This is a genomic window from Macrococcus hajekii (genome assembly GCF_004359505.1).
In the GTDB taxonomy this organism is placed as follows: domain Bacteria; phylum Bacillota; class Bacilli; order Staphylococcales; family Staphylococcaceae; genus Macrococcus; species Macrococcus hajekii.
This window is the reverse complement of sequence record NZ_SCWE01000006.1, coordinates 1-18,424: the sequence shown is the minus strand read 5'-3', so window position 1 is coordinate 18,424 and position 18,424 is coordinate 1. Positions and strand designations below refer to the sequence as shown.

At 40.1% G+C, this 18,424-nt stretch carries 20 protein-coding genes and 3 tRNA genes; 20 read left to right on the top strand and 3 right to left on the bottom strand.

Annotated features, from left to right (window positions below; translation table 11 throughout):
* Positions 1-32: 32 nt before the first annotated feature.
* The gene (locus ERX37_RS10400; RefSeq protein WP_133430615.1) at positions 33-653 is read right to left on the bottom strand and encodes an HD domain-containing protein; all 621 of its coding nucleotides are present in this window, start codon (positions 651-653) and stop codon (positions 33-35) included.
* Positions 654-799: 146 nt separating this feature from the next.
* Positions 800-2,281, bottom strand: a complete 1,482-nt coding sequence (gene cls, locus ERX37_RS10395) for a cardiolipin synthase (protein ID WP_133430614.1) — start codon at positions 2,279-2,281, stop codon at positions 800-802.
* Between the two features lie 158 nt (positions 2,282-2,439).
* Here cls and ERX37_RS11645 point away from each other — a divergent pair, with 158 nt between their 5' ends.
* On the top strand, positions 2,440-2,574 hold the full coding sequence (locus ERX37_RS11645) for an Lmo0850 family protein (protein WP_229713250.1): 135 nt from the start codon (positions 2,440-2,442) through the stop codon (positions 2,572-2,574).
* 20 nt (positions 2,575-2,594) lie between these two features.
* Here ERX37_RS11645 and rodA read toward each other — a convergent pair whose 3' ends face one another.
* Positions 2,595-3,743 carry a rod shape-determining protein RodA gene (rodA, locus tag ERX37_RS10390; protein ID WP_133430613.1) on the bottom strand — a complete coding sequence of 383 codons (1,149 nt, stop codon included), beginning with the start codon at positions 3,741-3,743 and terminating at the stop codon, positions 2,595-2,597.
* A gap of 143 nt (positions 3,744-3,886) precedes the next feature.
* Here rodA and ERX37_RS10385 point away from each other — a divergent pair, with 143 nt between their 5' ends.
* From ERX37_RS10385 to ERX37_RS10295, 19 genes are all read left to right on the top strand, one after another.
* Positions 3,887-4,957 (top strand): D-alanine--D-alanine ligase, encoded by a 1,071-nt coding sequence (locus ERX37_RS10385; protein WP_133430612.1) that lies wholly within the window; start codon positions 3,887-3,889, stop codon positions 4,955-4,957.
* Between the two features lie 6 nt (positions 4,958-4,963).
* A complete protein-coding gene (locus ERX37_RS10380) occupies positions 4,964-6,301 on the top strand; it encodes a UDP-N-acetylmuramoyl-tripeptide--D-alanyl-D-alanine ligase (protein ID WP_133430611.1) in 1,338 nt (445 codons plus the stop codon).
* Positions 6,302-6,467: 166 nt separating this feature from the next.
* Complete coding sequence (gene cshA, locus ERX37_RS10375) at positions 6,468-7,949, top strand: degradosome RNA helicase CshA (protein WP_133430610.1); 1,482 nt, start codon at positions 6,468-6,470, stop codon at positions 7,947-7,949.
* Between the two features lie 95 nt (positions 7,950-8,044).
* Positions 8,045-8,521 (top strand): PH domain-containing protein, encoded by a 477-nt coding sequence (locus tag ERX37_RS10370; protein ID WP_133430609.1) that lies wholly within the window; start codon positions 8,045-8,047, stop codon positions 8,519-8,521.
* The gene (locus ERX37_RS10365; RefSeq protein ID WP_133430608.1) at positions 8,514-10,001 is read left to right on the top strand and encodes a PH domain-containing protein; all 1,488 of its coding nucleotides are present in this window, start codon (positions 8,514-8,516) and stop codon (positions 9,999-10,001) included. The genes ERX37_RS10370 and ERX37_RS10365 overlap by 8 nt, the downstream gene beginning before the upstream one ends.
* Positions 9,988-10,461, top strand: coding sequence for a PH domain-containing protein (locus ERX37_RS10360; protein ID WP_133430607.1), 474 nt, complete (start codon positions 9,988-9,990; stop codon positions 10,459-10,461). The genes ERX37_RS10365 and ERX37_RS10360 overlap by 14 nt, the downstream gene beginning before the upstream one ends.
* Positions 10,458-10,817 (top strand): holo-ACP synthase, encoded by a 360-nt coding sequence (gene acpS / locus ERX37_RS10355; protein WP_133430606.1) that lies wholly within the window; start codon positions 10,458-10,460, stop codon positions 10,815-10,817. Before ERX37_RS10360 ends, acpS begins: the two co-directional genes overlap by 4 nt.
* The gene (gene alr, locus ERX37_RS10350; protein ID WP_133430605.1) at positions 10,814-11,947 is read left to right on the top strand and encodes an alanine racemase; all 1,134 of its coding nucleotides are present in this window, start codon (positions 10,814-10,816) and stop codon (positions 11,945-11,947) included. The genes acpS and alr overlap by 4 nt, the downstream gene beginning before the upstream one ends.
* A gap of 59 nt (positions 11,948-12,006) precedes the next feature.
* Positions 12,007-12,150: an antitoxin MazE gene (locus ERX37_RS10345; RefSeq protein ID WP_133430604.1), complete on the top strand. Its 144-nt coding sequence runs from the start codon at positions 12,007-12,009 to the stop codon at positions 12,148-12,150.
* Positions 12,151-12,492 (top strand): type II toxin-antitoxin system PemK/MazF family toxin, encoded by a 342-nt coding sequence (locus ERX37_RS10340; RefSeq protein WP_133430603.1) that lies wholly within the window; start codon positions 12,151-12,153, stop codon positions 12,490-12,492.
* Between the two features lie 79 nt (positions 12,493-12,571).
* Positions 12,572-13,570, top strand: a complete 999-nt coding sequence (locus ERX37_RS10335; RefSeq protein WP_229713254.1) for a SpoIIE family protein phosphatase — start codon at positions 12,572-12,574, stop codon at positions 13,568-13,570.
* 77 nt (positions 13,571-13,647) lie between these two features.
* The gene (locus tag ERX37_RS10330; protein WP_133430601.1) at positions 13,648-13,971 is read left to right on the top strand and encodes an anti-sigma factor antagonist; all 324 of its coding nucleotides are present in this window, start codon (positions 13,648-13,650) and stop codon (positions 13,969-13,971) included.
* Between the two features lies 1 nt (position 13,972).
* Positions 13,973-14,446 (top strand): anti-sigma B factor RsbW, encoded by a 474-nt coding sequence (gene rsbW / locus ERX37_RS10325; RefSeq protein ID WP_133430600.1) that lies wholly within the window; start codon positions 13,973-13,975, stop codon positions 14,444-14,446.
* Positions 14,421-15,197, top strand: a complete 777-nt coding sequence (sigB, locus tag ERX37_RS10320) for an RNA polymerase sigma factor SigB (RefSeq protein WP_133430599.1) — start codon at positions 14,421-14,423, stop codon at positions 15,195-15,197. Before rsbW ends, sigB begins: the two co-directional genes overlap by 26 nt.
* A gap of 61 nt (positions 15,198-15,258) precedes the next feature.
* Entirely contained in the window at positions 15,259-17,403 is a 2,145-nt protein-coding gene (locus tag ERX37_RS10315; protein WP_133430598.1) for a Tex family protein, read from the top strand.
* Positions 17,400-17,840, top strand: coding sequence for a SprT family protein (locus ERX37_RS10310; RefSeq protein WP_133430597.1), 441 nt, complete (start codon positions 17,400-17,402; stop codon positions 17,838-17,840). The genes ERX37_RS10315 and ERX37_RS10310 overlap by 4 nt, the downstream gene beginning before the upstream one ends.
* 80 nt (positions 17,841-17,920) lie before the next feature.
* Positions 17,921-17,992 (top strand) — tRNA-Glu (locus ERX37_RS10305).
* A gap of 107 nt (positions 17,993-18,099) precedes the next feature.
* Positions 18,100-18,183 (top strand) — tRNA-Leu (locus tag ERX37_RS10300).
* Between the two features lie 23 nt (positions 18,184-18,206).
* A tRNA-Gly gene (locus ERX37_RS10295) sits at positions 18,207-18,280 on the top strand.
* Positions 18,281-18,424 lie beyond the last annotated feature (144 nt).

Here is an 18,424-nt window from a genome sequence, read left to right as displayed (position 1 = left end):
CTTTCTCTCAAATTTTTGAGAGAAAGATTTTTTTATGAATGCCATTCAGTTTTAAATTGATCGATAAATTGCTCCATAAATCGATGTCTGTCAGCAGCAATTTTTTTACCGCTCTCAGTGTTCATGAGATCTTTCAGTTTAAAGAGCTTTTCATAGAAATGATTGATAGCATGCGTTTTCTCACGATAATCAGCAGTTTCCAGATCGCGTGGGGGAATTGCAGGATTATACATCATATCGCCAAAACGCCCGGCGAACATGAAGGTTCTTGCAATACCGATTGCACCGATTGCATCAAGACGATCGGCATCCTGTACGACCTTGCCTTCAATGGATTCTAATTTACTGATATTTTTGCCGCCTTTGAAACTCATATATTTAAGGATATGCTTGATGGCCTCTCGCTGTTCCACGTTCAGTTCGATTTTCTCAAAGAAATTTTCAAGTTTTGACCATGCCGTCACTTCGTCTGTCAGTTTATCATCGACAGTATCGTGCAGAAGTGCTGCCATTTCAACGATAAACAGGTCAGCGCCTTCTTGTTCTCCTAACAGTAATGCCATTTTTCTGACACGTTCAATATGAGAATAGTCATGCCCTGACGTATCCCCCTGATGAAAGTCTTTTACATATTGTTCAGTCTCTTTTATCATCTGTCATGCTCCTTTTTAATCCATAATGGGTACAACTAAGAGAGGTGAATATAATGACTAAGCTAACAAAAAAAGAAAAAGTATTAGGATTCGGTGCATTAGCTACCCACACATTATTCCTGCTGAATATTGTTCTGCTGCCTTTATTAAAGAATCGGAGAAATTAAGCGCGCGAAAGCCTCTTTAACTTTAATCCAGAGCGCCCGCTGTTCATATAGCTCGAGCGTCAGTTCACTGGATAAACTGACATCGTCCTCAAAGGCCTGTCTGAGTTTGACGGCAATCGACTGATCATAGATGAACGCATTAACCTCAAAATTCAGTTCAAAACTGCGGACGTCCATATTCGCTGTACCGACACTGGCTACTTCATCATCAATCATCATCATTTTCGTATGGATGAAACCTTCTTCATATAAGAATACTTTAGCGCCTACTTTTAGAAGTTCACTGGCAAATGTAGTCGTACCCCAGTAGACAAATGGATGATCCGGTTTGTTCGGAATCATGAGATAGACTTTTACGCCGGATAAAACTGCGATTTTCAGCGCATCCAGAAAGGCCGCATCAGGGATGAAGTAAGGACTTTGTATATAGATACTTTTTTTAGCGCTTGAGATCATTTTAATATAACCATATTTAATTTGATGTAATTCTTCGTCCGGACCACTGGAAGCGATCTGGATTCCAATATTGCCGCCACTTTTGACGTCAGGAAAGTATTTAGGCTCATATCGTAAATAGTTTCTTGTTGCCTGGGAATTCCAGTCCAGAATAAAGCGTAACTGCAGGGCATTGACAGCATCCCCCTCTATTCTCAGATGAGTATCACGCCAGTAACCAAATTTATCATCCAGTCCTAAATATTCGTCGCCGACATTAAATCCTCCGATATAGCCAATGATACCGTCGATTACGACAATCTTACGGTGATTACGATTGTTCAGCCGGAAATTGATAAGTGGAAAAAATGAAGGGAAAAATGCTTCGACTTGCCCACCCATAGCTTTAAATGCTTTAAACTTTGACAAAGTAAGCGTTCTGGAGCCCATATCATCGTAAAGCATCCGAACTTCGACGCCTTCTTTTAGTTTCACTTCCAGTGCATCAATGATCCGCTGGCCAATACCATCGCGTTTAAAAATATAGTACTGAATATGAATATGTTCTTTTGCTGCAAGAATATCATCGATGAGTCTTGTAAATTTATCTTGTCCGTCTGTCAGCACATCAACATGATTATCAGTCGTGAGAAACGCAGGCTGATTGATTAATAACATACGAATCAAGTCTTTATGTTGGGTCACTTCCTTAGAAGGAGAGATCAATAGATTGTTATCAAGAGCCTCAATCTGTTCATTGATGACCACTTCAAGTTCATGTTTATCCTCTTCATTAAAACGGAAAAGATTTTCTCTGTTAATCTGCTTACCAAAAAGCAGATAGAGAAAAAAGCCGAGTAATGGAAGAAAGAAAAGAACAAAAAGCCAGGCCCACGTAGAGCTTGCTGCTCGACGTTCTAAAAAGATGATGATAAAGGCCAGAAAGATATTGACGATAAAACCGATAAAAATAGCAAGTGCATAAATGTCTGAAAGTTCCTGAGTAAGTAAATCGCTCAAAAGCATCCTCCTTTTGGCTTTAAATATCTCTATTATACTACAAGTTATAAAAGTCACGCTTCATAATATTTTCAAAAAATTAACACAAATAAGGCTTTAGTCCTATGGTCAAAAGGGGATGTTTCAGTTAGAATGAAGGTAATCAATTGACAGGAGAGAACTATATGACGAATAAGCAGGATAAAATGAAGAATGTAGTAACGCTTTTATCGACTCTCGGCGTCAACATTACACGAACTAAATCAAGACTGGATGTTATACGCACATTACCGCACGTTGCACCAGTTAAATTAAAATAAAACCCTCTGATTCTTGCGAATCAGAGGGTTTTTGTTTTGTGATAAAAAATACTGAGCGCGATGCCAATTCCGCACATGGTTGACCAGAGTGCACTTCCTCCGTAACTGATCAGTGGCAGCGGAATACCCGTAATAGGTACAAGCTGTATCGTCATGCCGACATTCTGGAAGACATGGAACATCAGCATGCTGATGAGTCCACTCAGGAAAAGTGAGCTAAAAGGGTTATCTGCATACTGAGCGAGACGGATCAGGTGGAGAAATAGAGCGAGAAAGAGAATCAGGACGAGAACTGAACCGATAAATCCAAACTCTTCGCCGATAACGGAATAAATGAAATCGGTATGATTCTCAGGTATATAGACTTCACCATTTTTAAACCCTTTTCCTAACAGACCGCCTGAACCAATGGCTTTCATCGATTCAATCAGATGGAAACCATCGCCTTCGCTATAGGCTTCGGGATTCAGCCAGGAATTGATACGACCTAACTGATAAGTCTGAATGCCGAATAACTTTTCAATCCACAGCGGTTTGAAGATGATACCGAGAATTAAGGCGCTGCCGATCGCTGCAACTGTGCCCAGGAAAGGGATAAGAATCTTCCAGCTGATACCCGAAACAACAACCATCCCGAGAATGATTGCGATAAGCACAAGAGTTGTCCCTAAATCATTCTGCAGAAGAATTAATAACATCGGTGGCAGAGCAGCCCCAGCTATTTTAAGAATGAGGTTAAAATCAGTCTGTATGGTTTTGTTGAATGTAAACCGGTTATGACGATAGGTAATGTTTGCCAGTATCAACATGAGGATAATCTTCATAAATTCTGAAGGCTGCAGACTGATAGGACCGATTCTATACCAGCTTTTCGCCCCATTGATAATAGGTGTAAAAGAAGATTCAGGAAGTATAAAAAGGCCGATCAGTGCAAGGTTGCCGATTAAATATACCGGCCATGAGAACTGGCGTAAACGCCTAGGCGAAACAAACATTAAGGAAAGTGCAATAATAAAACCAAGAATATAATACATAATCTGTCGCTCAGCGAAATTAGTTTCGTATTGCTGTCCGGCCATAGCGGAAGTAATAACGGTAATGCTGACAGTCGCGAAAGCAATAAGTAGCACGAGGAGCCACCAGTCAATTTTTTCAAGCCAATGTTTCATAGGGTATAAGCACTTCTCCTTACTGACAATTAATAATATTCATTATAACTTAACTTGTAAAAAGAATGAAATATTGATTAGTAAATTGTTCTAACCTTTAATCTCATGATAAGATAGCATTATCAATGCTATGGAGGCTTACTATGGGTAAAGAAAATATATGTATTATTTATGGCGGCAAGAGTGCTGAGCACGACATTTCGATTTTAACTGCACAATCCGTCATCAATGCAATGGATAAAAACAAATATGCCGTGGATACTATCTATATCACAAATGAAGGTGAATGGGTCAAAGGCCCTGCTATTACTGAAAAAATTGAGGATGCTGAAGTGCTACGTCTCTCTCCATCAGGACAGACATCATTTACAGATATGTTAGGACAATCTACTGACGGTGCTAAATATACGGCGCTGTTCCCACTTCTTCACGGGCCGAACGGTGAAGATGGAACGATTCAAGGTTTATTTGAGGTGCTTGACTTACCATACGTCGGAAACGGTGTTCTTGCAGCATCGAGTTCAATGGATAAGCTGGTGATGAAACAGCTGTTTGCAAACAGAGGTTTACCTCAGCTTCCTTATGTCAGTTTTCTGAGAAGTGAATTCGAGAAATACCGTACCAATATTCTGGAACTTGTTGATAATAAACTTGAATATCCTGTATTCGTTAAACCTGCCAATCTTGGCTCTTCAGTCGGCATTTCAAAATGTAGTAATCGTGAAGAACTGGTGAAAGGTATTGAGGAAGCATTACAATTCGACCGTAAACTGGTTGTTGAACAAGGTGTCGTTGCAAGAGAGATTGAAGTAGCAGTTCTCGGCAATGACCGCCCTGAAACGACTTTACCTGGTGAAGTGGTAAAAGATGTTGCATTTTATGACTATAAAGCGAAATATAAAGATGGTAAAGTTCAACTGGCTATTCCGGCTGATATATCTGAAGAAACAGCTGAAACATTACGCAATATGGCTGTAGAAGCATTCAAGGCGACAGATTGCTCTGGTCTTGTGCGCGCAGATTTCTTTGTAACTGCAGATGAATCTATATATATTAATGAAACGAATGCGATGCCTGGTTTTACTAAGTTCAGTATGTATCCATTACTATGGGAAAATATGGGCGTTTCATACAGTGAATTGATTACACGTCTGATTGAACTGGCTAAAGAACGTTATACAGAGAAAAAGAAAATTAAATACAAAATGGACTGATGATAAATGATAAAAAGAACAGCTAAACAACTGGCAGAAATGAGTGGCGGGACTGTTGATGAACGCTACGCTGAGATTGAAGTGGAAGGTGTTGCAATTGATTCGCGGCACATAGAAGGTCCGGTCCTTTTTGTTCCTTTTAAAGGGGAACAGACTGATGGTCATCGTTTCGTGGAACAGGCACTTCATGACGGCGCAGCGATTAGTTTCTGGCAAAATGATGTTCCTGATGCACCAGATGTCCCACTTATTAAAGTAGATGACTGTCTGACAGCTCTGCAGCAGTTAAGCAAAACCTATTTGACGCAAGTTAACCCAACTGTTATCGGTATTACAGGATCTAATGGTAAGACGACAACAAAAGATATGGTTGCAAGCGTTCTTTCATCAAAATTCAGAGTGAAAAAAACAATAGGGAACTACAATAATGAAATCGGCCTGCCGCTGACAATCTGTCAGCTGGAGGAAGTTACTGAAGTATCTATACTGGAAATGGGGATGTCTGGCTTTGGAGAAATTGCCTTTCTGTCAAAGCTTGCGACACCAGATATTGCTGTAATCACCAATATTGGCGAAAGTCATATGCGCGATCTGGGATCTCGTGAAGGTATAGCAAAAGCTAAATTTGAGATTACAGAAGGTCTGGAAGGCTTGTTTATTTACGATGGTGATGAAGACTTGCTGAAGCCGCTTGCTGGTTCATACAAAGGTGAGAAACAGTCAATCGGTTTCGATGCTGGTAATCAGCAGATACTGCGAGATATTGAACAGTCTGAAACTGCTATTCGCTTTAAAGTAGGAAACGGAGAGACCGATTTTAAACTGCCGATGCTCGGTCTCCATAATGTCAGAAATGCAGGCATTGCAGTGACAATCGGTCGATATATGGGACTCTCTGAAGCAGAGATTAATCAAGCGCTATCTCATCTTGAAATGACAGGGATGCGCATGGAGAAAATTCAAGGTCCGAACGGTGCACTTTTAATCAATGATGCTTATAATGCCAGCCCGACTAGTATGAAAGCTGCAATAGATACAATTGATATGATGGCAGGTGACTGCTACATCGTACTGAGTGATGTGCTGGAACTTGGACCGGATGAAGAGATGTATCACCGTCAAGTAGGCCGTTATTTTGAAGGGAAGAAAATGACGCTACTTGCTACAGGGCAGGCCGGACGATTCATCTATGAAGAAGCCGCTCAGTTCATTCCGGCACACTATTTTGCCACAAAGGACGAGATTGCTGACTATCTACGTCCTAAACTATCAGACAAGACAAAAATATTGTTTAAGGCGAGCAGAGGTATGAAGCTTGAGACGATTATCGAAGCGTTGATATAATATGAAGGGAATAGCCATGAAGTAGGCTGTTCCCTTTATTTTACTTTCACAAATAGGCAAATTCGTTTGCTATTAAGGCATTAAGGTGTTAGTATAGAGAAGTTAACGCGTGAGCATAGTGAAAATTCACACATAGAGCAAGCGAACAGAAAAAGGAGAAATAATATTGCAAAAATTTAGAGACTTAGGTATTAGCGAACCTACCATCCAATCGCTAGAGAAGTTAGGTTTTACAGAACCTACAGCGATTCAGACTGAAAGTATTCCTCATACTATGGCTGGTAGAGACGTATTAGGCCAAGCACAGACAGGTACCGGTAAAACGGGTGCGTTCGGTATCCCCTTGATTGAAAAAGTAAAAAAGGGTGAAGGAATCCAAAGTTTAATCCTTGCACCAACACGTGAGTTAGCTGTTCAGGTAGCTGACCAATTAAAAGAATTTGGACGTGGACAAGGTGTTCAAGTCACAACGGTTTTCGGTGGTATGCCGATTGATCGTCAAATTCGTGAACTTAAAAGAAAACCTCAGATTGTTGTCGGTACACCCGGTCGTGTTATCGATCACTTAAACCGTCGCACTCTGAAAACGGATCAGATGACGACACTTATTCTGGATGAAGCAGATGAGATGATGAACATGGGCTTTATCGATGATATGCGTTTTATCATGGATAAACTGCCTAAAGAAAATCGTCAGACATTACTCTTCTCAGCAACAATGCCTAGAGCCATTCAGGAACTTGTTCAGAAGTTCATGAAGGACCCTATTGTTGTTAAAACGATGACGAATGTGGACTCAAACCCTGATATCGACGAGTTCTATACGATTGTCAAAGAACTTGAAAAATTCGATACATTCACTAACTTCCTTGATGTGCATAGCCCGGATCTTGCGATTGTCTTCGGTCGGACGAAACGTCGTGTTGATGAATTAACTAGCGCCCTTATTTCTAAAGGTTACCGCGCTGAAGGACTACATGGTGATATCACACAGGCGAAACGTCTTGAAGTTCTGAAAAAGTTCAAGAATGATTCTATCGATATCCTTGTAGCAACAGATGTAGCGGCACGTGGACTTGATATTTCAGGTGTATCTCATGTTTACAACTTTGATATCCCTCAGGATGTTGAAAGTTATACACACCGTATCGGCCGTACGGGTCGTGCTGGTAAACACGGTATGGCGATTTCATTCGTTAATCCAGTCGAAATGGATTATATCCGTCAGATTGAAAAAGAGAAAAACCGTACAATGAAAGCTTTGCGTCCACCAACACCAGGTGAAGTTATGAAATCTCGTGAAGGCGAAGTAAAGAAAAAAGTAGAAGAATGGGTATCAAAACCTTCTGAAGAACGCATTGAAACGATTGCAAAAGGTTTAATTGAAGAATATGGTGATGTGAAACTAGTGACATCATTACTTCAGGAACTGATTCAATCTAATAATGATGTAGATGTTCAGTTAACATTTGAAAAACCACTTGGCCGTAAAGGTGGAAAATCATCATACGGCCGTCGTGGCGGAAATGGTGGCGGTGGCAACCGTAACTTCAAGTCACGTGATTCTAAAGACAACCGTCGTCGTAAACCGGCAGCAGGTAAGTCTAAGAACTTTAAAGGACGTACATTTGCAGATCACAAAAAATAATTTTTTAAGAGTCGTACTGTTCAGTGCGACTCTTTTTTGATTTTCCTTTTCTTATCCAGTATTTGTTATAATCATATATAATAAGGAGGTTTAAAATGCACCCTACATCAGATATGTTAAGGCAACCGGCTCAAGTAAAGCGGCTGAAGCTGTATCATTACTTGATGATGACGTTATTTGCTCTTATTTGTACAATAGCTGTTCACTTAAGTATAGATTACTGGTTTTCTGTGGAATATATCATCTATATTTATATAGCGCCTTTTATGCTATTTATTTTCTCGTTAATAGCACCTGCAGTCATCTATCAGCGTACGGGCTATCGACTGAACAAATTTTCAATCGAGACGACAAAAGGTTTATTCTGGCATCATCGCAGTGCTATCCCGATAGACCGTATTCAACATGTCACCATCAGCACAGGTCCGCTGACCCAAAAACTTAATCTGGCCAAGATTACTGTCTATACGAGTGGCGAATCAATTGCACTGCCATATATAGATATGGCAGAAGCTGAAAATATAGCATTGTTGATTACAGAACGCATCAAGGAGGTTACAGCATATGTCTGAACCTAAAAAACTGCATCCTATTACTTATTTATCGAAAATATTTAAAGTCGGTAAAGATAATTTACTCACTCTGTTTTTTGCCTTTTTTCTGATTGCCAAAAATGGATTTAATTTCGAAGGATTTGGCGATTTGATTTTGCCGGTTATCCTACTTTTAAGTGCAGTAGTGGGTATTATATTTGCATTGATTGAGGCGTTTACAACCACTTACTGGGTTGATGAGGATAAGTTGGTTGTAAAAAGTGGTTTACTCTCTACAACTACTAAGGAGATCTATATTGCAAGAATTCAGTCTGTGGAGGCGACGCGTAATATTGTCAATCAAATATTTGGCGGTGTTATTCTCGACATCAAGACACCAGGCGATGGTGTTAAACTGGATACAATATCTCAGTATGAGGCTGATGAACTGACTCATTTTATCGAAACGAGAAAAGAAAGTATGACATCTGTTCAAGCTGATGAAGAAGATAGTATTCAAGAGCCGCGTAAAGGATTTGACTCATTTTATCAGTTGAAATTGAAAGATATTATGCTGATGAGTATGACAAGTGGTGCGATGGGTACGGTGCTGGCAGTTGTATTTGGTCTTTATTCTCAGCTCGATGATATTCTGGACATCAGTGCCCGGCTTGAACCTCTGCAGAAGCAGATAGCTTCGGGCTGGCTGTCGATAGTACTGACTGTGCTGGTCTCCCTGATCATCAGCTATATTATCGGTATCTTTGTGACCGCTGTTAAATACTTTAACTATGAACTGACTTATGACGGGGAACGCCTGAAGATTAGGCATGGTTTATTTGAAGTAAAGGAACGTATTATCGTCGTCAATCAGATTCAGGCCATCGAAGAAAAGAAGTCATTTTTAAGACAGTGGCTGAACTATACGAGTTTCAGCGCAGTAATTACCAGTGATTCATCCCTGGAAGAAGGAGAGGATGATATTTTCGGTCGAATTGATATCCTGCCGTTTGTTAAAAGGAACGAAGGACTGAAAGCCATGGCTCAGCTTATCCCTGACTATTACTACCGTGATGTAGAGGCTATTATTCCAAAACGGGCGTTACGACGCTACTTTCAAGTTCCGTGGCTGATTATCATCTTAGTGACAGGTATTGTGCAGTATTACTTGTTTGATAAAGCGTGGCTGATTGGTATTGTTTTTCTTGTGATTACTTTTATTTCTGCTTGGATGCGTTATAAGTATTCCGGTTACCGTATTGATGATAATCAAATAACGGTCAGAGAATCAGGATTGGTATCAAGTACAATTTATCAGTTGCAGGAAGATAAATTGATCAGTGTCCATATGAAGGACCACTACTTTCTGGAAAGGGCTTACCTTGCTTCAATAGAGTTGCGAGTTTCAGCGGGTTCTATTTTTACGACAGCGACCCTTAAACTAATAGAGCAAAAGGACGCTGAGAAAATATATAACTGGTTTATGGAGAAGGAGGTTGCTGAATATGAAGAAAGTTGATGCTTCAGCTGTTAAAGTATGGCGGCTGGCAAATGCAATCTGGACCTTCATTTTACTGGCTCTGTTAGTGGGACTGGTTTTGATTAAGTTTATATTTTTTAACTGGCTGCCTGATTATTTGATTTATATGATGGGTGGATTGATTATGCTACAAGCGATCTGGTTTATCGGTATCGAACCGCTTATCGCCTACCGGACGCATAAATATGAACTTAAAGCTAGCGAACTCGTGACACGTTCAGGTATCTTTATTAAAAAAGAAACGATTATTCCTTTTGTGCGTATTCAGAATGTAGAAACACAGGTGGGTCCGATTATGAAGCGTTATCACTTAAAAAGTGTAGAAGTGACAACAGCAGGCGGAGGTACAGTGATTGAACTGATAAGTGCTGAAGAAGCTGAATCTATCAAAAAAATGATTGATGAGGCAGTTAATCGTTTAGAGGGCAGGTATTTATGATTGCTGGAATAGGGACGGATGTGATTGAAATTGGGAGAATCAGACGGCTTCTCTCCGAGAAATTTGTTGCGCGCATTTTGCATCCTGATGAAATCGAAATTTATGAATCATTTAGCCATGAGGAACGTCGGGTGACTTTTCTTGCCGGACGTTTTGCAGTTAAGGAAGCTTTTGCTAAAGCTTACGGTACGGGCATAGGAAAACAATTCAATTTTAAAGATATCTGCTGTCTGAACGATGAAAAAGGAAAACCTTACATTGAAGATCAGATATATCATGTTCATGTTTCTATTGCCCATTCTCATACAGTAGCAACAGCATTTGTGGTATTAGAAAACCGGAGGGAAAACGAATGAATCATTATCGTCCAAGTGTGCTCAACATTGATTTGGACCACTTATTTTATAATTATCAAGTAGTCGCTGAACGTCATCAAAATAAAAAAACAATTGCAGTTATAAAAGCAGATGCATATGGTATGGGAGCTGTGAAGGTGGCACATCATCTTGCTTCAAAAGGTGTTGACTTCTTTGCTGTGGCGACGATGGATGAAGCGCTTGAACTACGCGGCTCAGGCATTCAAACGGATATCCTGATTCTAGGCATCATTCATCCGGAAGATATCAATATAGCGGCGCAGTATAGTCTTTCTATTACTGTACCTGGTGAGTTATGGCTGCAGGAAGCACTTTCTCATTTTAAAGATGGGATTGTTAGAGTTCATGTCAAGATTGACACAGGTATGAATCGTATAGGTATTCGGAATGCAGATGAATATAGTCGTGTGTTAGATATATTGAAACAGCATGATGGACTGCTGTTTGAAGGAGTCTATACTCATTTTGCCTGTGCTGATATGCCGGGTGAGTCAGCGTTACATGCTTATGAGGACTTTATTAACATTGTGGACCAACACGATAAACCTACATATATACATAGTCAGAATACAGCAGCAGCCCTTCGATATGACATGCCGGGATGTAATGCAGTCAGACTGGGCATTGGTCTATACGGCTACTATCCTTCAGCATTTATCAAGAAAGAAACGGATATTAAGCTCAAACCTGTCATGCAGCTGGTGAGTGAAATCAATTTTGTGAAAGATGTCGAGAGAGGGACAGAAATAGGTTACGGTGCTCATTATAAAGCGACTGACAACGAACGAATCGCAACGATTCCAATGGGTTATGCGGATGGTTTACTGAGATCCATGTCAGGTTATAAAGTGCGGGTGCAGCAACAGGATGCTGAAATTGTTGGACGCGTCTGCATGGACCAGACGATGTTGAAAGTGAACAAAGAGATCAATGTGGGTACCCAGGTGATCATTATTGATAATCAGCCGAATACAAATCAGTCGATGGAAGTAGCTGAAAAACAGCAGCAGACGATAAGTTATGAAGTGCTTTGTAACCTAGGGCAGCGTCTGCCACGCATTTATCATAGTGAACAGGAGACAATGGTTGTTAACACGCTGTTAAAATAAAAGTAGTTTTTTTTATATGCATTTGATATGATTATGATGATTTACTTAGGAGGTTTGTCATGAAGAAATTTGACCAAGTGCTGGCTGAAGGTTATGAATCAATGGCGGAACTTAATTTAATTATTTCTTATGAACAATTCGATCTTGAAAGCGAAGTATGTGAAAAGTGCGAAACGTATTTTCTCTCTGAAGATGGTGAATAAATGAAGCGCGGTGAAGTCTTCCTAGCTGATTTATCACCCGTCAAAGGATCTGAACAGGGCGGTAAAAGACCTGTCGTCATCATTCAGAATGATGTAGGTAATAAACATAGTCCGACCGTGATTATTGCAGCAATCACCGCAAAAATCAACAAGGCGCGTATCCCGACTCATGTTGAAATAGGTAAAGCTTATCATCATCTTGATAAAGACTCCGTTATATTACTTGAACAGATTCGTACGATTGATAAAAATCGTCTGATTGAAAAGTTGACTGTCCTATCTGATGAAAAGATGAGAGAAGTGAATCGTGCACTGGAAATCAGTCTTGGACTGACGCATTGAATTAAAGACGAAAACTGTCTAAGACTTTAGGTACACTAAAGTCTTTTTAGTTGGAGAGGAGGCAAATGGAATGAATCATATTGATGAACTCGTGGTGAATTACGAGGATATTCTCGATCGTTATATTGCTTCTGAAAATGAAGAAGATTTAGATGGTCTGCAGAATCTAAGCTTTACAGCGATTGAAAATGACATTTCACCTGAAGAAATCGTATCTTTACATAAAGATCTGACGCTCGATAAAGATTTGACAGCTGAAGAATTAAAATTATCAATGGATGTACTGCTGGAGATGATTATTGGTTTCGGTTTCTCTTATAGAGATTACAAGGCGCTTGTCAAAAAAATGGAAGCCCATGATAAAGAGATGGATATTGCTGCCAGTCTGCAGTCTATGATGCTGAAAACTAAGATTCCTAAACTGAACAGTATCGAAATCGGTGCTATCAGTGTGCCGGCACAACGGGTCAATGGAGATTATTTTAACTTGATTGACCATCATGATGGTACGATGAGTTTTGCGGTAGCGGATGTTATAGGTAAAGGGATTCCTGCCGCCTTGGCAATGAGTATGATTAAGTTCGGTATGGACTCCTACGGTCATTCCCAGTTACCGAGTGACGGACTTAAGCGCCTGAACCGTGTAGTAGAGAAGAACGTCAACCAAAATATGTTTGTGACGATGTTCTACGGACTGTATGAAGAAATCAGCAGTAAGTTCTATTATAGTTCAGCAGGTCATGAACCAGGATATATTTACCGTGAGTCTACTGATACGTTTGAAGAGATGGGCGCACGAGGTATTGTGCTGGGTGTCAATCCTACGACACGATATGATCAGGAAGAACATGATATTCAGGTGGGGGACATGATTCTCGTCTTCACAGATGGATTATCAGAAATAAGACGACTCTCTGGAGAATTCGTCCGCACTGAGGAACTGCTGGAGCTGGTCAGAACTTATAAACATCTCCATCCTCAAGATATTGTGCAGGTAGTCTACGAAGAACTCATTAAAATCCAGGATCCTAAAAAGAGAGATGATTTAACGATTCTTCTCATTAAAAAAGTAAAATGATGTTTAATTCAATAAAATAAGGGTATTATCTATTGAATTTGGACATAATAAATAAAGCGTAATTAGGAGTGTATCGGATGAACTTGAACATTGAAACGACTGAGCATGAAACTTATTATGAAATAAAAGTGGCCGGTGAGCTGGACGTTTACACTGCACCGGAACTGCTTGCAGTCTTACAGCCTTTACATCAAAAAGGAACACATGATATCTATCTGAATATTTCAGATGTCAGTTATATGGATTCAACAGGACTTGGTCTTTTTGTAGGGACATTAAAAGAACTGAACAAACATAATCGTGAATTATATGTTATCGGCGCAAACAGCCGTATCGAACGATTATTTGATATTACTGGTTTAAAAGAACTTATGCACGTTAACGCAGAAATGGAGGGTTAATATGACGAACTATGATTATGTAGAAATGCGTTTTCCTGCTTCGGCAGAATATGTGGGTCTTGTCAGATTGACACTCTCAGGAATTCTGAATAGAGCGGGCGCATCATACGATGATATTGAAGATTCTAAAATTGCAGTATCTGAAGCAGTGACGAATGCTATTAAGCATGCCTATAAAGGCGATGTTAAAGGTGACGTACTCGTCGGATATGTTATTTTTGATGAAAAAGTGGAAGTGATTGTCTCAGATTCAGGACAAAGCTTTGACTATGAAAAAGCGAAATCAGAGCTTGGACCTTATAATGAAGATGAGAATATTGACTTTATCCGACAAGGAGGCCTTGGTTTGTTCCTGATAGAATCGCTGATGGATGAAGTGAATGTAAAAAAAGATGCAGGTGTTACAATCAGCATGACGAAGTATATAGCAGGAGAGCAGGTGCAACCTGATGGCGAAAGAGTCAACATCATTTAATGACATTTCCCCAGAGCAGATCAATGCCTGGATTAAGCTTTATCAGGAAACAAAAGATGAAATGGCGCAGACAACACTCGTCGAACATTATAAGAAATTAGTGGAATCATTAGCTTATCGTTATTCTAAAGGCCAAAGTCACCATGAAGATCTGGTGCAGGTGGGTATGGTCGGGCTGTTGGGTGCGATTAATCGTTTTGATGTTTCATTTGAACGTAAGTTTGAAGCTTTTTTAGTGCCTACCGTTATCGGTGAAATCAAAAGATATCTGCGGGATAAAACATGGAGCGTCCATGTACCAAGACGTATTAAGGAAATCGGTCCGAAGATTAAGAAAGCGACTGATGAGCTGACGAATCAATTAGGACGTTCTCCGCAGATCAAGGAAATTGCTGCCTATCTGGAAGTATCAGATGAGGAAGTACTGGAAGCGATGGAGATGGGTCAGAGCTATAATGCACTTAGCGTAGACCATTCTATTGAAGCAGATAAGGATGGCTCAACTGTGACTCTTCTTGATGTGATGGGACAACAGGAAGAAGGCTATGATCTGACAGAGAAAAGAATGATTTTAACTAAAATACTTCCTATTCTTTCTGATCGCGAACGGGAAATCATTCAGTGTACATTCATTGAAGGTCTCAGTCAGAAAGAAACGGGTGAAAAAGTGGGCCTCAGTCAGATGCACGTTTCCAGGCTGCAGCGAACAGCTATCAAGAAGTTACGCGATGCCGTACAAGAAGACAAATAGACATATGTCATTTAGGCATATGTCTTTTTTATGTTAAAATATATGGACTGGAGGGGACGTTATGGAACAAGTCATCATGGATTTAATCATTGAAAAGTTGCCGTATAAAAAACAGCAAATTCAATCAGTGCTCGAATTGCTTGAAGGAAAGAATACAGTGCCGTTCATTGCACGTTATCGTAAAGAGGTGACTGGTGGCCTGGATGAAGTGGAAATCAAAGAGATTGAGACAGAATACAGCTATATGGCATCCTTGCAGAAACGGAAAGAAGATGTGATTAAGGCGATTGACGCTCAAGGCTTATTGACAGAATCACTGAAAAACGATATTCAGCAGCAGACTAAACTTCAACGGGTTGAAGATTTATACCGGCCGTTTAAGCAGAAGAAAAAAACTCGTGCAATTGAAGCGAAGAGAAAGAATCTCGGACCGCTTGCTGATAAAATGATGAAGTTTGAACGTTTTGATGTTGAAGCGGAAGCAACACATTATTTGAATGAGGAAGTCCTATCGACTGAAGCGGCAGTAAGTGGCGCGCTTGATATTATAGCGGAGGTAATAGCGGATCAGCCGGCGTATCGAACATCGATTTTACAGACCGTCAATCAGACAGGTTCCATCGCATCTTCAAAAAAGAAAAAAGCAGAAGATGAAAAAGGGACCTTTGAAATGTATTACGAATACAGTGAGCGCATTAATAAAATTGTGCCCCATCGAACGCTTGCCTTGAATCGCGGGGAAGAATTAGGTGTACTCAAAGTAACAGTTGAAGCAGATTTTGACAAACTGCATCGATATATTAAAAAGCAATTTGTTAAACGGGTAACAGCATATGATCATTTGTTTGATGATGCAATTGCAGACAGTCTGAAGCGTCTAATTCTACCTTCAATAGAACGTGAAGTACGGAATGAACTAACAACTAAGGCAGAGGCGCAAGCTATTGAGATATTTGCAGTGAACCTGAAAAATTTATTGCTTCAGCCTCCGTTAAAAGGTAAGGTCATTTTAGGTGTGGATCCCGCTTATCGTACAGGCTGTAAACTTGCAGTTATCAATGCTTATGGCACATTCGTGGCGAAATCAGTTATGCATCCGCATCCGCCAGTGAATAAGAAAGAAGCGGCGGAAAAGATACTCGTTGATATGGTGAATCGTCATCAAGTTGAACTTATTGCAATTGGTAATGGGACAGCGAGTAGAGAAACAGAGCAGTTCGTAGCTGAAATGATTAAGAAGCATCATCTGAAGGCCGCTTTTATTATCATTAATGAAGCAGGGGCCTCAGTTTATTCTGCGAGCGAGATTGCCCGGCAGGAGTTTCCTGATTTCAAAGTAGAAGAACGAAGTGCTGTTTCTATAGGACGAAGAGTACAGGATCCACTAAGCGAACTCGTTAAAATTGATCCGAAGTCTATAGGCGTTGGCCAATATCAACATGATGTTAACCAGAAGTCATTAACCGAAGCGCTGACATTTATCGTTGAAACAGCTGTTAATCAGGTGGGTGTCAATGTGAATACGGCCTCACTGCCTCTTTTACAACGTGTATCCGGACTCTCAGCAAGTGTGGCTCACAATATCATTAAATATCGTGAGGATAATGGACCGATACAGCATCATAAGGAAATCGCTAAAATACCGCGTCTAGGGGCGAAGACATTTGAACAAAGTATCGGTTTCCTGCGTATTATAGACGGTGCGGAACCGCTCGATCAGACCTCTATTCATCCCGAGAGCTATGAAGCTACTTATTCATTGCTGGAGAAGGTGGACAGTAAAATCGAAGAACTGGGCACTGAGTCATTAAAAGCCAAATTAGAAAACATCAATATAGAAGAAATGGCTGAATCGATTGGCATCGGTGAATTGACATTAAAAGATATTATAGGCGCTCTCAATGCACCAGGACGTGATCCGCGTGATGATTTTGCGGTTCCACTTCTTAAGTCGGATGTCCTGACACTGGAAGACTTAAAAAAAGGAATGAAGTTATCAGGCACGGTCAGAAATGTAGTGGATTTTGGAGCATTCGTTGATATCGGTGTCAAACAAGACGGATTAGTCCATATTTCAAAACTGTCAGATAAATTTGTTAAACATCCTATGGATATTGTGAGTGTCGGTGATATTGTTGATGTATGGGTGGAAACAGTAGATGTTGATAAAGGGAAAGTCGGTCTTACGATGAAAGAGCCTAAATGAATAACAAAGAACTACAGAACTTAACTGAAGAAATATCTGAAGAGTTCTTTTCCAGACAATTTGAGCATCATGCGATTTTTAATAATAGACTCAGATCAACCGGCGGACGTTACATCCTCTCTACTCACAATATCGAAATCAATCCTAAACAATTTGAAGCATACGGCCAGCAAGCTATCATTAATATCATCAAACATGAGCTATGTCACTATCATTTACATCTAGAGGGTAAAGGCTATAAACATCAGCATTTAGATTTTAAGCATTTGAGTGAGAGTGTAGGGGCCCCAAGGTACTGTCATCCCCTACCTGATCCGAAAAGGATTCGTTATAAGTGTAAGGTGTGTGCACAAATCTATCATCGAAAAAGGCGTATAGATATTGCAAAATATAGATGTGGCAAATGCCAGGGGAAGCTTGAAATAATCAGTAGTTAAAAAAATTACTGATTATTTCTTTTTATGTGTTGACATTATTCTGGATTCGTTTTATTATAGTATTCGTTGCCAAAACAATAGGCCCCTTGGTCAAGCGGTTAAGACACCGCCCTTTCACGGCGGTAACACGGGTTCGAATCCCGTAGGGGTCATTAACTTTTTAAAAAAGATTTAAATAAAGTGTTGACTTTATTAATTAAAGGTTATATAATAAATCTTGTCGCTAAAACAGACGACATCATAAGTTATCTGCTAACGAGCGGTCGTGGCGGAATGGCAGACGCGTCAGACTAAGGATCTGGTGGGTGTAATACCCGTGGAGGTTCGACTCCTCTCGACCGCACTACTTTTAAAACAATTATATATGCGGGTGTAGTTTAGTGGTAAAACCTCAGCCTTCCAAGCTGATGTTGTCGGTTCGATTCCGATCACCCGCTCCATTTATACTTTTAATCAAATGAACATTGAAAACTGAATGACAATATGTCAACGTTAATTCCAATAATTTGAGTAGCATTTATGCTATTCCCAAGAGTGACTGGCTCAAGCAGTCAAAGAGCTTTATCAAGCAATCTATTATGGAG

Coding starts and splice junctions, on each gene's coding strand:
- ERX37_RS10400 (WP_133430615.1), bottom strand. CDS start 653: ATGATAAAAGAGACTGAACAATATGTAAAAGACTTTCATCAGGGGGAT.
- cls (WP_133430614.1), bottom strand. CDS start 2,281: ATGCTTTTGAGCGATTTACTTACTCAGGAACTTTCAGACATTTATGCA.
- ERX37_RS11645 (WP_229713250.1), top strand. CDS start 2,440: ATGACGAATAAGCAGGATAAAATGAAGAATGTAGTAACGCTTTTATCG.
- rodA (WP_133430613.1), bottom strand. CDS start 3,743: ATGAAACATTGGCTTGAAAAAATTGACTGGTGGCTCCTCGTGCTACTT.
- ERX37_RS10385 (WP_133430612.1), top strand. CDS start 3,887: ATGGGTAAAGAAAATATATGTATTATTTATGGCGGCAAGAGTGCTGAG.
- ERX37_RS10380 (WP_133430611.1), top strand. CDS start 4,964: ATGATAAAAAGAACAGCTAAACAACTGGCAGAAATGAGTGGCGGGACT.
- ERX37_RS10370 (WP_133430609.1), top strand. CDS start 8,045: ATGCACCCTACATCAGATATGTTAAGGCAACCGGCTCAAGTAAAGCGG.
- ERX37_RS10365 (WP_133430608.1), top strand. CDS start 8,514: ATGTCTGAACCTAAAAAACTGCATCCTATTACTTATTTATCGAAAATA.
- ERX37_RS10360 (WP_133430607.1), top strand. CDS start 9,988: ATGAAGAAAGTTGATGCTTCAGCTGTTAAAGTATGGCGGCTGGCAAAT.
- acpS (WP_133430606.1), top strand. CDS start 10,458: ATGATTGCTGGAATAGGGACGGATGTGATTGAAATTGGGAGAATCAGA.
- alr (WP_133430605.1), top strand. CDS start 10,814: ATGAATCATTATCGTCCAAGTGTGCTCAACATTGATTTGGACCACTTA.
- ERX37_RS10345 (WP_133430604.1), top strand. CDS start 12,007: ATGAAGAAATTTGACCAAGTGCTGGCTGAAGGTTATGAATCAATGGCG.
- ERX37_RS10340 (WP_133430603.1), top strand. CDS start 12,151: ATGAAGCGCGGTGAAGTCTTCCTAGCTGATTTATCACCCGTCAAAGGA.
- ERX37_RS10330 (WP_133430601.1), top strand. CDS start 13,648: ATGAACTTGAACATTGAAACGACTGAGCATGAAACTTATTATGAAATA.
- rsbW (WP_133430600.1), top strand. CDS start 13,973: ATGACGAACTATGATTATGTAGAAATGCGTTTTCCTGCTTCGGCAGAA.
- sigB (WP_133430599.1), top strand. CDS start 14,421: ATGGCGAAAGAGTCAACATCATTTAATGACATTTCCCCAGAGCAGATC.
- ERX37_RS10315 (WP_133430598.1), top strand. CDS start 15,259: ATGGAACAAGTCATCATGGATTTAATCATTGAAAAGTTGCCGTATAAA.
- ERX37_RS10310 (WP_133430597.1), top strand. CDS start 17,400: ATGAATAACAAAGAACTACAGAACTTAACTGAAGAAATATCTGAAGAG.